At 63.6% G+C, this 12,295-nt stretch carries 15 protein-coding genes; 3 read left to right on the forward strand and 12 right to left on the reverse strand.

Translation table 11 applies throughout. The features are described 5' to 3' along the window. Nucleotides 1-59 precede the first annotated feature (59 nt). Entirely contained in the window at nt 60-302 is a 243-nt protein-coding gene (locus QX071_RS29150) for a GCG_CRPN prefix-to-repeats domain-containing protein (protein ID WP_315705708.1), read from the reverse strand. A 671-nt stretch (nt 303-973) separates the two neighbouring features. On the opposite strand from QX071_RS29150, the gene QX071_RS29155 reads away from it, so the two are divergent. After that, nucleotides 974-1,162 (forward strand): hypothetical protein, encoded by a 189-nt coding sequence (locus tag QX071_RS29155; RefSeq protein ID WP_315705707.1) that lies wholly within the window; start codon nt 974-976, stop codon nt 1,160-1,162. A 163-nt stretch (nt 1,163-1,325) separates the two neighbouring features. After that, nucleotides 1,326-1,514 carry a hypothetical protein gene (locus QX071_RS29160; RefSeq protein ID WP_315705706.1) on the forward strand — a complete coding sequence of 63 codons (189 nt, stop codon included), beginning with the start codon at nt 1,326-1,328 and terminating at the stop codon, nt 1,512-1,514. Nucleotides 1,515-1,671: 157 nt separating this feature from the next. Here QX071_RS29160 and QX071_RS29165 read toward each other — a convergent pair whose 3' ends face one another. The 5 genes from QX071_RS29165 to QX071_RS29185 all read right to left on the reverse strand — a co-directional run bounded on the left by QX071_RS29165 (nt 1,672) and on the right by QX071_RS29185 (nt 4,309). Beyond that, nucleotides 1,672-2,118 carry a host attachment protein gene (locus QX071_RS29165; protein ID WP_315705705.1) on the reverse strand — a complete coding sequence of 149 codons (447 nt, stop codon included), beginning with the start codon at nt 2,116-2,118 and terminating at the stop codon, nt 1,672-1,674. Between the two features lie 41 nt (nt 2,119-2,159). After that, nucleotides 2,160-2,570, reverse strand: a complete 411-nt coding sequence (locus tag QX071_RS29170; RefSeq protein ID WP_315705704.1) for a DUF3775 domain-containing protein — start codon at nt 2,568-2,570, stop codon at nt 2,160-2,162. 277 nt (nt 2,571-2,847) lie between these two features. Further along, nucleotides 2,848-3,129 (reverse strand): hypothetical protein, encoded by a 282-nt coding sequence (locus QX071_RS29175; protein WP_315705702.1) that lies wholly within the window; start codon nt 3,127-3,129, stop codon nt 2,848-2,850. After that, a complete protein-coding gene (locus tag QX071_RS29180; protein ID WP_315705701.1) occupies nt 3,126-3,611 on the reverse strand; it encodes a hypothetical protein in 486 nt (161 codons plus the stop codon). The genes QX071_RS29175 and QX071_RS29180 overlap by 4 nt, the downstream gene beginning before the upstream one ends. A gap of 116 nt (nt 3,612-3,727) precedes the next feature. Beyond that, nucleotides 3,728-4,309, reverse strand: a complete 582-nt coding sequence (locus QX071_RS29185; RefSeq protein ID WP_315705700.1) for a hypothetical protein — start codon at nt 4,307-4,309, stop codon at nt 3,728-3,730. Between the two features lie 307 nt (nt 4,310-4,616). Here QX071_RS29185 and QX071_RS29190 point away from each other — a divergent pair, with 307 nt between their 5' ends. Further along, nucleotides 4,617-4,994 (forward strand): VOC family protein, encoded by a 378-nt coding sequence (locus tag QX071_RS29190; RefSeq protein WP_315705699.1) that lies wholly within the window; start codon nt 4,617-4,619, stop codon nt 4,992-4,994. 36 nt (nt 4,995-5,030) lie between these two features. Here QX071_RS29190 and QX071_RS29195 read toward each other — a convergent pair whose 3' ends face one another. The 6 genes from QX071_RS29195 to QX071_RS29220 form a co-directional block, all read right to left on the reverse strand. Next, entirely contained in the window at nt 5,031-5,483 is a 453-nt protein-coding gene (locus QX071_RS29195; protein ID WP_315705944.1) for a hypothetical protein, read from the reverse strand. A gap of 171 nt (nt 5,484-5,654) precedes the next feature. Then, nucleotides 5,655-8,336 carry a PAS domain S-box protein gene (locus QX071_RS29200; protein WP_315705943.1) on the reverse strand — a complete coding sequence of 894 codons (2,682 nt, stop codon included), beginning with the start codon at nt 8,334-8,336 and terminating at the stop codon, nt 5,655-5,657. A 120-nt stretch (nt 8,337-8,456) separates the two neighbouring features. Then, a complete protein-coding gene (locus QX071_RS29205) occupies nt 8,457-9,260 on the reverse strand; it encodes an NUDIX hydrolase (RefSeq protein WP_315705698.1) in 804 nt (267 codons plus the stop codon). 4 nt (nt 9,261-9,264) lie between these two features. Beyond that, a complete protein-coding gene (locus QX071_RS29210) occupies nt 9,265-10,218 on the reverse strand; it encodes a dihydrodipicolinate synthase family protein (RefSeq protein ID WP_315705697.1) in 954 nt (317 codons plus the stop codon). Between the two features lie 109 nt (nt 10,219-10,327). After that, entirely contained in the window at nt 10,328-11,206 is an 879-nt protein-coding gene (locus QX071_RS29215; RefSeq protein ID WP_315705696.1) for an SDR family oxidoreductase, read from the reverse strand. A 130-nt stretch (nt 11,207-11,336) separates the two neighbouring features. Continuing rightward, a complete protein-coding gene (locus tag QX071_RS29220; RefSeq protein WP_315705695.1) occupies nt 11,337-12,197 on the reverse strand; it encodes a MaoC family dehydratase in 861 nt (286 codons plus the stop codon). Between the last annotated feature and the right edge of the window lie 98 nt (nt 12,198-12,295).

Consider the following 12,295-nt stretch of genomic DNA (forward strand, 5'->3'; position numbering starts at 1 on the left):
CGCGCCCAAATCGCGACCGATGAAAGAGCCGAGCGAATGGTATTCTCAACTTTACGCCTTCACTTGATCCTGCAGGCGCGATCGCGCTTGCTCCACGCAAAGCCTGGTCCGCACGGGGGCCGCGGCTGAATCCCGGCCGGGCATTCGTTCCACACCGGTGCACCTCTGTCCCAGCCGTCCACCATGCAGCCGCCGTTGCTCCCGGCATGGCAGCCAGGCCCACATCCGTCAGCGGCCCGCACCGGGCCGATGCCCACCATCAGTGCGGACGCGAACAGGACCGCCAGGAAAAGTCTTGCCATGGTTTCCTCCCTGATTCCTGCGTTCAAAAATGAGACGAATCGAGGCTCAGTTTGCAATTCCGGGCCAAGTGGTCCGGTTCCTGGCAGACTTAGCAGCGCAACGAAACGCCACCAAACTGCGCACACTTTTCACACGCGCTCAGCCGCCCCATGGTCATTGATAAGGCCGCTCCGGCAGCGCTTGCGCGCGCAGCGTCCGTCGGTTAGCCCTGAATCGTCGCTCGGGAGGATCGGAGCATGCGTTGGTTATCAATCGGCTTGGCCCTGCTGCTGATCGCCAGCAAGGCGAACGCGGCCTGCACCTGCCGCTGCGTTGATGGCCAGGTCCAGCCGATCTGCGACCGCGCCGGCGATCTTCCACGCCCGTGTCCGCCGACACTCTGCCCGCTTCCGGCGCCGTCGGTTGCGCCGCTCAATCGGCCCACCCTGCCGCCGCTCGGGACCTCGCAATGCCGGCAGGCTCATGTATGCGGCCCGTCCGGCTGCGGATGGCAAGAGGTCTGCCGGTAATTAACCCGATCGGGCGAATGATCGATCCGGTGAGCAGCTGCACGCGCGAGACATTTAGTCACAGCTTCACGCCAAAATGATTCCCGCAAATTAGCCAATCTTCTTCCCAACAATACGGGCGTTTCTAAGTAGTTCGGGACAGCATCAGGAAGGGTCATCGCATGTCTCCTAAGCTCACGCCGCGTCAGGTCATCGCCAGATCGTACCCGACCTGGGACTATGCCATGGCCGATCGACTGATCGCCTGGCTTGATGATTGTGGCTACACAATCGTCGAGAAATCCGAGATCAACGGGAGCGATCAACTTCTTCTATCGGACGCCGACGCAAGGCTTGCTCCCGCCTGTTGACCACGGGCAACTTGGACAGCCGGCTCAGACCAACATGCGGGCCTAGGAACGCCCTGCACACCGGGTTGTGAGTATGGTCCGGACCCGACATGGAACCCGCCCGGTACTTCACGGTTTGTGTCGAGACGATTGAGGACAGCGCAAGCCAAGAGGATTCGCAACGATGTCTCGCAAGCTTACGCCGCGGCAGGTCATTGCCCCGACCTGGGACTACGCCATGGCCGACCGACTGATCGCCTGGCTCGGCGATTGTGGTTACGAAATTGTCGAGAAGGATTCCCACCGGGACGCAAGCCTGGTTCCTGCCGATGCCAAGCCTCAGGATCGGACGAAACTGGAGCCGGCCCACTAACTCGTTGCAGCGAGCTCCGACGGTCGCACGCATCACGTGCGCTTCACTTTTGAGCGAACGCATGGCAAGGCGGGCTCACAAATGATCCCGCCTTGTATCTTTTGAGGATCTTACATGAGGCCGAGGCGCCTTCCGCGAGGGCGTTGGCGCGGAGAGGTCACGCCAGGAGCTGCTTCTCGATCTCGTAGACCGGCATCTTCACGAGGTCCTTATGGATCTCGCCATGCAGCGCCTTGCGGACCGCATCAGAATAGTCGGCACGTATCATGCCAAGCGCCCGCGGTGATGCGACAACCGTCAGCGCCCTTGTCTCTCCGGCGAGAACAGCCTGATGCAGCCGCCCAGCCAGTGACTTCAGAAACATTCGTTCCGCTTCGTCATGCCAATCGGATTGGTCGACCGAGCTGCGGGCCGTGCCAAATGACGGTTGCACCGAACCAGGCTCATCGGCACCGAGCGCAGCCGTACGCTCATCGGGATGCTCACGCACTTCCTTGGTGTGCAGGTTCGGAAACATGCTGTCCCCGATGTTTTCCAGGATCAATGCCTTGCGCCCGTCGCAAACGACGACCCAGTCTCCGGTTCCAATTTTCATCTTATCCATGAGCATGCTCCAACCTTGCAGCCAGCCAACCTTCCGGCCAGCTAGATGCTCTCTTCAAAATCTTCCAGCGACAGCCCGAACTCCGAGAGCGCCTCTTCCAAATAGTCGCCGAGCATCGGAGTCTCGATCAAATACGCCGCTGTGCGGTTATTGTGGGCCTGAGCGGCCTGCGCCCGCAGTTCATCCCAATTCTCGAGCCCACCGTCACCCCGACCAAGCCACATCAGAGCGACCAGATCGATCTGCTCGTCGACATTGAGGCCTTGAATGAAGCTCGCCACTTCAGCGCGGTCGGTGCTCCTGCCACGCCCGCCCGAACCGTGAACCGTGTCGTCATCGGTCAGGTCGGAGAGCAGCTCGGGCTCGGTCGACTCCATCTCGTACTGATGGACCTTGTTCACGACGAACGCGACTTTGTCCGGCGAAATCGTCAAATTTGGAGTTGTTTGCATGCGGCGCCTCCCTGAGCGACCGGGCAACGCCCTTGGTGTCAACACAAACACGCTAAGCGGTCCGGAGGGGGCGTACCTTGCGCAGGATCAAGGCCGCGGCGGGGCACAAGGGCGGACCGGCGCACCGCAGCGCCGGCAGGAACTCACCAAAACTCACATGATCGGGAGCGGCCAAGCTTCTGAACACGAGCACTCTTGCCCGGCGAGACAAGCTGCGCAACATCTCCTGCCGGCCAGCCCATTAGGTCGACGATCGATACCAGCAACATCGACGGAATCACAGATGGTGAAGAGCATAGCAGCGGCAACCGGAATCGCCGCCCTTCTGATCGGCGCGACCGTTCTTCCGGCTGCCGCTCGCGGCGGCCACGGTCTTGGTCATCACTTTGGCGGACGCGGATTTGGCCGAGGCTTCCATAGTGCGGGAACGTCGTCCTTCGCAATCAGCGGCAAGCGCACCGACGATCCCTATGTCAAAGCCGCTTCCGATGAACTCGACAAACTGCTCGACACCAAGATGAAGAGCATCTGCCGCGGCTGCTAGGCCGTAGGTGGTCACCAGGTCGAAGCGAACCAGCCAAAGCCAAAATGCGGCTGCTGCGCGACAACGATCGGACGAGCTGGACGAGCCCTGGCAATCTTCCGCCTCAGCTGCGCCTTCGGCCCGGCTGCCCTTGACCTTGAGCTCGCATCCGCAACATGGACCGAAGTCGGCTTCGCCGAGCGTTGAGCCTCGGTCGGCCGTTGCTTTGATTCGGTCGGCATCATCTGGGCGAACGCCTCACGCGCTGGCGCCGGCGCGGCAGCCGCCTTCGCATTCGGCTCGGCGGCGGCGAGCTGCGAATGCACCGGCGTTGGAATGGACGTATCGATCACCACCCGCTCCGGCCATTTGCGCTCGGACCAGATGCGAATGGCGGGACGATCGGTACCGGAGGTCAGTGTCGACGGAAGCGGAATGTTCGGGAAAATCGCATCGCAGATCAACAGCAGCGCGAGCAGAACACCGCCGACGAACACAAAATAGCGCAATAGGGGCATAACAATACCACTCCGGCCGCGATGCCGCGTGCCTTCGCTACAACGGAGTCCACAAAGATATGTTCCACGCGTGGCCGCCATGGTTCAAACGCAATCACAACTTTAGAAAGAAATTTTTAACTTTTGCTCGCCGCCACCAAGGTGCAGCTGGCCTTGCTGGCGTTAACGTTGACGAACCCGACGTGGACGGCGGTAAAGGTCTTCCGCCCCCTCTTGTCCACCTCGCCGGGAATGACCCGCCGTCGGTCGGTCAGGTGGGTACCGTCCCGCTGGCGAAAGGCGCAGGCGATTTCGACATCCTTCACTGCATAAGGGTTGTTGTTGCGCAGTGTGAACGTCACCAGCGCCTTGGATCCGAGGCCACCGCGCCGCCAGGATTGCGAGCTGATCTTCAGCCCCTCGAGGGGTGATGGCTCGACCGCCGCGGTTGATTTGTCGTCAACGGCAGCGGGTTTCGCAACATCGGCCCGCCCCTCGCCGAGCGATGCATGCCGCGCCTCGGACTCCGATGTCTCCGGCGGCGGCTCCGAAGCCGTCGCGCTCGCGCCTGAATCGTCGCCAGTCGACCTGCCGGTCGACTGCGCCACCGTGCCGTCTGCGCTCTCGCTGTCGTCGACCGACATCACGAGCCACCCGACGGTACCGAACAACAGGATCGCAAGTGCGGCCAGACCGATCAGCGCGGACTTCAAAGCCACGCCGGACTTCGACGCGCGAGGGGCAGCGGACGTGCCCATCCCGCCAAATCGGCGCCACAGCAAACGGTAAAGCCCTGTGCTCATATCGGCACCATCGACTGCCCAGTCAGCGCACCGAAACTATCAATCGACCACAGCAACATTGGTTCCAGGCAAAGCCGACAATTGGAGGGCAGCCAAGCAACCCGACGCAATCCTGCTGGCAGGGATGGCCTTGCCGATCGCCGCTCGCTACCATGATCCCATCACCCTCCATTCCCACCGCCGGCCACCGCGGCGTGGTCAACCATCACGAGAGACTCCAACCATGCCTGAGGTCACCTGGGACCATATTCACCTGCGCAGCCCCGACCCCGAGGCGACCGCGATATGGCTCCGCGATGTTCTCGGCGCTGAGATCATCCGCAGCCCGGGCCGTGTCGACGTCAGACTTGGCGGAGCGAGCGTATTCATCGCCAAGGTCGAGCCGGGCGACGGCGTCAACGCAGCGCCGGCGACGCCGCATCAAGGCCTCGATCATTTCGGCCTGACGGTGAAAGACATCGACATCGTTGCGGCCGAACTGAAAGCCAAGGGCGTGACCTTCACGACCGAGCCGACCACGATCCGGCCCGGCGTGCGCGTCTGCTTCATCCGCGGTCCGCAAGACATCTCGATCGAGTTGCTTGAGCGCGACAGGAAATAAGCGTGAACGCAAGCCCTCGGTCCTAGTGTCGCCGGCCTACGTCATGCTGCCCGGCATGAAGCAGCGGATCGATATGCCCTGATAGCCGCGGATCGGCCACACCATGGTGCGGCCGACCCGGTTCGGTTCGGTGATCACGGCATCGTCCGGGACGTCGAGCCATTCGCCATCGAGCCGCACGCGATAGTGTCCGTCGCGGGTCTCCCAATCGACATCGCTCACCGCCGTGCCGTCGGCATCGGAGCAGCACGGCCCCTTGCCGCTGCGCAGGCCGTCGAACCAGGCCTTCATCTCCGGCGACGAGTTGGCAAACTGGCCGCGATCACGTGCCAAAGCGAGCGGCACGCTGAGCGCGATCAGCAATGCGGCACCTGTGACTTGAAAGCGCGGCTTCAAGCCGGCTGCCTGCTGCCGCCGGTGCGGGTTGCGGGAAAATACCGTTCCGACCAGGTGCGGCGCATGGCCGCCGGAAAAGATCCTGTTGCTCATTTCCACCTTGCTCCAGCACCACCCCACGGTGCGGTAATGGATATGCATCAACCAGGCCATGTTTCGATTCGTTCGCGACTTCGTGACAGTCAAGACGCGGTGCAAAGGAAACCCGGCTGCTCTTCCCGCAAAGCAGCGCGAACGAAGCACCATCGAAGCCGCGCGCCTTGCCTACTCGGCGGCCTGCTCCAACGGCGCGACACGCGGCAGAATGATCTGGATCCGCGTGCCAGCCCCAGGCTCGGAATCGAGTTCGAGCCGGCCGCCGAGCCGATTGGTGACGATGTTGTGGACGATGTGCAGTCCAAGCCCGGTACCGCCCTGGTCGCGGCGGGTGGTGAAGAACGGATCGAACGCGCGGCGGCGCACATCGAGGCTCATGCCGCAACCATCGTCGGAGAAAATGATCTCGACATTATCCCGGCCCGACTCGCGTGCACGGATTTCGATCAGACCAGGCCGTCCGTTGGGAAACGCGTGCGCGACAGCGTTGAGGAACAGATTGGTCAACACCTGGCCATACGGGCCAGGATGGCTGTTCATGATCAGGTTCGGCTGACAGTCGACGTTGAGCGTCAGATTGTGCTTGCGCAGGCTTGGCCGCAGACTCATCACGACCTGTTCAGTCAGATCGGCAAGGTCGAAGGTGCGCTGATCGGAATAGTTGCGGTCGGCTGCGACCTGCTTGAACGACTGGATCAATTCGGCAGCGCGGTTTAAATTCGCGACAAGCTGTCCTGCCGCGTCGCGGTTGGTCTCGAGGAAATCGTTCAAGGAGGAACGGCGGAGTTCACCGCGCGCGACCTCCTCGCCGAAACGCTCCGTCTTGCGTTCGAGCGCCGAGGCAACTGTCAGGCTGATGCCGACGGGATTGTTGATCTCGTGGGCGACACCGGCAACCATGCGCCCGAGGGCGGCGAGCTTCTCGGCCTCGATCAGCGAGGCCTGCGTCTCCCGCAAGTTGCGCAGCGCGGTCTCAGCCGCCTCCTTCGCCTTGCGCATCTCCTGCTCGCTCTTCTTGCGCTCGCAGATGTCGAGCGCGACGGTGACGATCCTGTCGACCTCGCCATCGGCATCCAGGATCGGCAGCTTGTTGACCAGCCATTGCCGCATACTGCCGGTCGCGTCGAGATACTCCTCCTCGTAAAAGCCGAGTCCGGATCGGGTCGCAAGCACCCGCTTGTCGTTCCCGTCGGTCTTGCTTGCACCATAACGCACCATCAATTCGCCGGTGGTATGGCCCAGCGCTTCCTCGGGCTCGACCTTGAAGATGCCGGCCATGTAGCGGTTCATGAGCACATAGCGCAGGTTGCGATCCTTGACGTTGATGACGGCGGGCACGGTGTCGATGACCTGTTGCAGCAGCTTGCGCGCTTCCGCGATCGCGTCCTCCGCGCGCTTCTGATCGGTAATGTCGCGGATAATGCCCTCGTAGCGGATCCCCTCGCCGCTTTCGTCACGCACCACCGTTCCGCTATCCGACAGCCAGCGGATATCGCCATCGCGCCTACGCACCTGGTATTCGAACTCGCGCACCATGCCGTTGCGCCGCATCAGCCGCTGATATTCTTCGCGCGCGGAGGCATGCACATAGATCGTATCGGCGATATCGTTGACGCTGGTGATCAGCTCACTGGCCGTGTCGTACCCCATGATCCTGGCGAGCGCAGGATTGGCGTCGACCACGAGGCCGCCGGGCGTGGTGACGTAGATGCCGTCGATCGAGGCCTCGAACAGCTTGCGATAGCTTTCTTCGGCCAGCCGCTGCTCGGCGAGCGCACGCACGGCGGCCTCGCGCGCCGCGTCGGCTTCCTGCAACGTCCGGCGAAACACTTCTGCTGCACGGGCAATATCGCCGATCTCGTTGTCGACATCGGTCTGCGGAATCGAAGTGTCCTTCTCGCCTGCGGCCAGTGAGCGGATCGACCCCGCAATAGAGGCGAGCGGCCGCACCGTGCGACGGACCACGAAAAGTGCTGCAAAGATGCCAATCAGGACGCCGGCCGCGCCGAGGATGATGCTTTGCCACTTGGTCTCGGCGAGCGTGCGGGCGAAATCGCGTGACAAGACGCGGCCCTGCTGGGCACTGAGCGACCGCAACAGCTCGGTGACGCGCCCGATCAGCCGCCCCTCGGTCCCCAGCACTTCCTTGTCGAGCCGCGCGATCTCGTCCTCGGTCCCGGCGATCGCAATGATGGCGTCGGCGTAGCGGTCGCTCGCCGAGCGCAGCGCCGCGTCATCGATTTGCAGCGCCCGCATGCTGCGCGCCGCCTGCTCGGCGTCGGCAGGATCGCGCGCCAGCAGCGCCGAACTCACTTGGTTCTGCAACCGGAACAGCGCCCGCGCCGTCATCCGATCCGGATTATCGGCGATCGCCGCCTCGAACTGCACCCGGGCGGCCGGGAGCGTGGCGAGAAGCTCAGCGCGATGGGCGATCAAGGCGCTGATGCGATCGATGCCCTCGCGATAATTGGCGAGCCGCTGCGCGACACCGTCGATCGTGACCTGCTGCTCGGGCGCGAGCCCAAGCCGGGTCTTCTTCAGAAGCGTCCCGAGCTCGGTGGCGGCCTGCTCGACCCGATCGGAGCGCGCTCCCGGATCGGTGACGAAGTCACGCGCCGCCAGCCGAAGCTCGTTCATGCGGCGGTCGATCTCCTCGGAGAGGTCGCCGACATCCTGCAACCGCTGCAACTCGGCAAAGGTCGCATCGATATGGCGGATCGCGATCACGCTCGCCATGCTGGTGGCGGTGATGACGGCGAGCAGCAGAAGAAAGCTGCCAAAGGTCAACTGACCGATGGACAGCGACTTCGGTCGGATACGCTTCAAAACTGCCGCCAAGGCTGCTGGCATACGCATGGTATACGCGCTGGGATCCGCACTACGGAACCCTATTATATACGGGCGACGCGATCATCGCGAGAACAAATAAAGAACAATTATACCTTTCGGCCCGGCGAATTCAATGCCCGATCAGCCGGCCGGCCCGAACGCAAAGACCTCGCCATCATAGCCGGCGTCCCGGGGGATGCGCAGTTGGCGACCGCCATCGGCGGTCTTGGTCATGACCGGCATCACGGTGACGATGTTCATCTCCCGCGCCGCCGCCAGCGCGGCTGCGACACCGGCTTGCTGGCCGAGCCTGATCAGGTTGCGCGTGGTCGGGAATGGCAGCTTGAAGCGGCCATCCTCGCCGCCGGCCAATGCCTCACGCGGAGAGAGCCAGATCGAGTCGGTAGATTCCTTGCCGTCATGGGCACCGAGTTGATCCGGTGGCGCCGCGGCCAGGAAGAACCAGGTATCGAACCGCTTGGGCATGCCTTCCGGCGTGATCCAATGCGCATAGGGCACGAGGGCATCGAGCGCGAGCACGATGCCGTTGCTGCTGATCACATCGAGAAAGCTCGTCTTGCCTTCGCAGAGCGCCGCGCGATGGCCCGCCTCGATCTCGCGCGCCCGTTCCGCATCGATCAGCGTGGCCGCGCCTTGCGGTCGCGCGAGCAGGATGCCGCTCTCCTCGAAGGTCTCGCGGATGCCGGCGATGCGGAAGCCGAGCGTGTCCGCATCCAGGCCCTCGCCGCCCGAATAGAACTCGGGTCGCGCCGCGACCGCCTGGTCCGCCTTGTCGACGCTGCCGCCGGGAAACACCAACGCACCCGAGTTGAACTCGATCTGATGGTGACGCACCATCATGAACACCTCGATCTCGCCCGCTTCGGCGCTGTCGCGCAGCAGGAGCACCGTCGAGGCGGAACGGATCGCGGCGGGTTCAGTCATCGCTTTACTCCGCAGCGCTGGCTTGCGGTTGCAGATTGGCCCGGCGGTCGTGGCGCGCCACGCGCGAGAGCAGATAGTCCACCTCGGCCTTTGCAGCAGCGCTGATGCCGGATGCCGGCTTGCGCTGCGCGGCAGAAGCGATCGCGCCGCGCTTTTGCAGCACATATTTGCGCACCGCGAGGCCCGCGCCCGGCTGCTGCTCGTAGCGGACCAACGGCAGATGCGCGTCGAACAGATCATGTGCGGCGTCGCGCTTGCCCGCCTTGGACAACTTCACCACGTCGACCAGCATCTCCGGGAAGGCATAGCCGGTCATCGCGCCGTCGGCGCCCCGCTCCATCTCGAAATCCAGGAACAGCCCGCCATTGCCGCAGAGGATCGAGAGCGGCTTGAGCGAGCCATCCTTCTGGAAGCCGCGCAGCGCCGAGATCTTCTCCAGGCCCGGCCAGTCCTCATGCTTGAGCATCACGCAGGACGGACTATCCATCACGATCTTCCGGATCACCGCCGGCGTGAACACGACACTGAGCGTCAGTGGATAGTCCTGCAGCACCCAGGGAACGTCCTCGCCAATCGTCTCCTGCGCCTGCTTGAAATAGCCGGTGATCTGGTCGTCGGTGCGGAGGCTGGGCGGCGGCGCAATCATCACGCCTGCCGCCCCGGCATCCATCGTGGCCCTCGCCAGCGCGCGCATGGTAGCAAATCCGGGTGAGGACACGCCGACGATGATCTGCATATTTTTGGCCCGCTTGACGAAGCGGATCGCGACCTCCGCCGCCTCGGCCGCATCCAGCTTCGGCGCCTCGCCCATGATCCCGAGCACCGTGATGCCGTCGCAGCCGGCCTCCGCGTAGAAATCCACCAGGCGGTCGATCGAGGCGTGGTCGATCCGGCCGTCATCATGGAACGGCGTCGGCGCGATCGCGAAGGTGCCTTTGGCATCGGCGGTGAGTTTCATCGGGAGCCTCTTTGTCAGCGTGTCATTCCGGGGCGCCTCGATAGAGGCGAACCCGGACTCTCGAGGTTCCGGGTCCGGTCCTTCGAACCTTCCCGGAACGACGTATAACCTAGAACCGCCGCGCGGACTTCCTGATGTCCGCTTCGGAAAAGAATATCTCGTCTGCGTGGGCGGCAATATCCTCGGCCTTCCAGCCGGCGAACGGCGGCTTCCAGCCCTCCATCTCCATCATCCGCATCTCTCGGACGCCGCGCGGGCCGGAGACGCCGAGCACCTTGCCGGTCTGATCGCCCGAGAGGTCGCTGACCATGTAAAGCACGGCCGGCGCGATGCCCTCGGGACCAAGCGCCGCGGAGGGATTCTCCCTGTAGCGCGGCAGGTCCTCGGTCATCCGGGTCAGCGCGCCCGGCGCCAAGGTCCACACCCGGATGTTGTATTTGCGGCCCTCGATCGCGAGCACATTGGAAAGGCCCCAGATGCCGCCCTTGGCCGCGCCGTAGTTGGATTGGCCGAAATTACCGATCAGGCCCGAGGTGGATGACGTGTTGACGATCACCCCGCCGCCGTTCTCGCGCATCCAGCGGAACACCGGAAGCGTGCAGCAGAACGTGCCCTTGAGGTGCACCTGGATCACCTTGTCCCAATCGGCTTCGTTCGCCTTGGCGAAGGTCTGGTCGCGGAGGATGCCGGCGTTGTTAACCAGGATGTCGGCACGGCCGAAATGCCGGATCGCATCGTCGAACACGGATTGCCCGCCCGCCATGGTCGAGATGTCGGCGCCGTTCGCGACCGCCCGTCCGCCTTCGGCCTCGATCGCGGCCACCACCTTCTCCGCCATCGACAGGTCCGAGCCGGAGCCGTCGCGCGGACCACCGAGATCGTTGACGACCACAGCGGCGCCCTCGCGCGCGAACAGTTTCGCATAGGCTTCGCCCAGGCCACCGCCTGCGCCCGTGATCAGCGCCACCTTGCCGTCGAGCAATCCCATGGTGCGTCTCCTTACCCTTGTTGTCATTCCGGGGCATCGCGAAGCGATGAGCCCGGAATCCATACTCAGGATCGTAGTTATGGATTCCGAGCTCGCGCGTTTCACGCGCGCCCCGGAATGACGGCCCCAATCACTTCAACATCGTCTTGCCGTTCTTGATTACCGTGACACCCCGGGCCTTCACCCTCGCCTCGAATGAAATGACATTACCGTCCTTCCAGAGATCGACCGTGACGGTCTCGCCGGGAAAGACAGGCGAAGAGAACCGCGCCGCGTGCTGCTTGAACGCGACCGGATCGTAGTCGGCATAGGTCTGCAGCACGGCACGGCACGTGATGCCGTAAGTGCACATGCCGTGCAGGATCGGCCGCGGGAAACCGGCGCGCCGCGCAAACTCGGGATCGGAATGCAGCGGATTGCGGTCGCCGCAGAGGCGGTAGACCAGCGCCTGATCGGGCCGCGTGGAGATGTCGACGCTGAGATCCGGCGCGCGGGCCGGCACTGGATGCGGATCGGGGATGCCGCCGGACGGGCCGCCGAAGCCGCCGTCACCGCGCGCAAAGCGCGAAGCCACCAGTGTCGCCAAAGCCACGCCGCTCTCGTCGCGCAGGACGGTCTGGTGACGGATGACGGCGCCCTTGTCCTTGCCTTTGTCAGAGACCGCCAGCACCGAAGAGTCCGCGGTGATCTTCGCTGCGACCGCCAACGGCTTGTGGAAGGTGATGTCGCGCTCCCCGTCGACCACCAGCACGCGATTCAGATTCATCTCGCCGGGGCCGGCGCCCCAGGCGGCGACGGAGGCGAAAGTCGGCACCACCTTCAGCGGCCGAGGCTCCGCGCAGGCCTCATTGACGAACGCCAGCTCCCTCTCGTCCATCGGGTCGGCGCCCATGCCGATGCCGTAGGCATAGAGCATCACCTCGCGATCGCTGTAGGCATATGTCTGGCCGATGTTCTTCAGGGCCATCAGCTCATCATAGTTGATCGGCATCTTGTCAGTTACCTCCCGAAGTCATTCTTTGGCTTCGTAGGGTGGGCAAAGCGAAGCGTGCCCACCGACTTCATCATGTTGGAACGGTGGGCACGGCG

The organism is Bradyrhizobium sp. SZCCHNS1022 (genome assembly GCF_032484835.1).
Taxonomy (GTDB): domain Bacteria; phylum Pseudomonadota; class Alphaproteobacteria; order Rhizobiales; family Xanthobacteraceae; genus Bradyrhizobium.

What these genes read in the sequence shown, in the direction of transcription:
- QX071_RS29150 (WP_315705708.1), bottom strand. Translation starts at nt 302, where the DNA reads ATGGCAAGACTTTTCCTGGCGGTCCTGTTCGCGTCCGCACTGATGGTG.
- QX071_RS29155 (WP_315705707.1), top strand. Translation starts at nt 974, where the DNA reads ATGTCTCCTAAGCTCACGCCGCGTCAGGTCATCGCCAGATCGTACCCG.
- QX071_RS29160 (WP_315705706.1), top strand. Translation starts at nt 1,326, where the DNA reads ATGTCTCGCAAGCTTACGCCGCGGCAGGTCATTGCCCCGACCTGGGAC.
- QX071_RS29165 (WP_315705705.1), bottom strand. Translation starts at nt 2,118, where the DNA reads ATGGATAAGATGAAAATTGGAACCGGAGACTGGGTCGTCGTTTGCGAC.
- QX071_RS29170 (WP_315705704.1), bottom strand. Translation starts at nt 2,570, where the DNA reads ATGCAAACAACTCCAAATTTGACGATTTCGCCGGACAAAGTCGCGTTC.
- QX071_RS29180 (WP_315705701.1), bottom strand. Translation starts at nt 3,611, where the DNA reads ATGCCCCTATTGCGCTATTTTGTGTTCGTCGGCGGTGTTCTGCTCGCG.
- QX071_RS29190 (WP_315705699.1), top strand. Translation starts at nt 4,617, where the DNA reads ATGCCTGAGGTCACCTGGGACCATATTCACCTGCGCAGCCCCGACCCC.
- QX071_RS29195 (WP_315705944.1), bottom strand. Translation starts at nt 5,483, where the DNA reads ATGAGCAACAGGATCTTTTCCGGCGGCCATGCGCCGCACCTGGTCGGA.
- QX071_RS29200 (WP_315705943.1), bottom strand. Translation starts at nt 8,336, where the DNA reads ATGCCAGCAGCCTTGGCGGCAGTTTTGAAGCGTATCCGACCGAAGTCG.
- QX071_RS29205 (WP_315705698.1), bottom strand. Translation starts at nt 9,260, where the DNA reads ATGACTGAACCCGCCGCGATCCGTTCCGCCTCGACGGTGCTCCTGCTG.
- QX071_RS29210 (WP_315705697.1), bottom strand. Translation starts at nt 10,218, where the DNA reads ATGAAACTCACCGCCGATGCCAAAGGCACCTTCGCGATCGCGCCGACG.
- QX071_RS29215 (WP_315705696.1), bottom strand. Translation starts at nt 11,206, where the DNA reads ATGGGATTGCTCGACGGCAAGGTGGCGCTGATCACGGGCGCAGGCGGT.
- QX071_RS29220 (WP_315705695.1), bottom strand. Translation starts at nt 12,197, where the DNA reads ATGCCGATCAACTATGATGAGCTGATGGCCCTGAAGAACATCGGCCAG.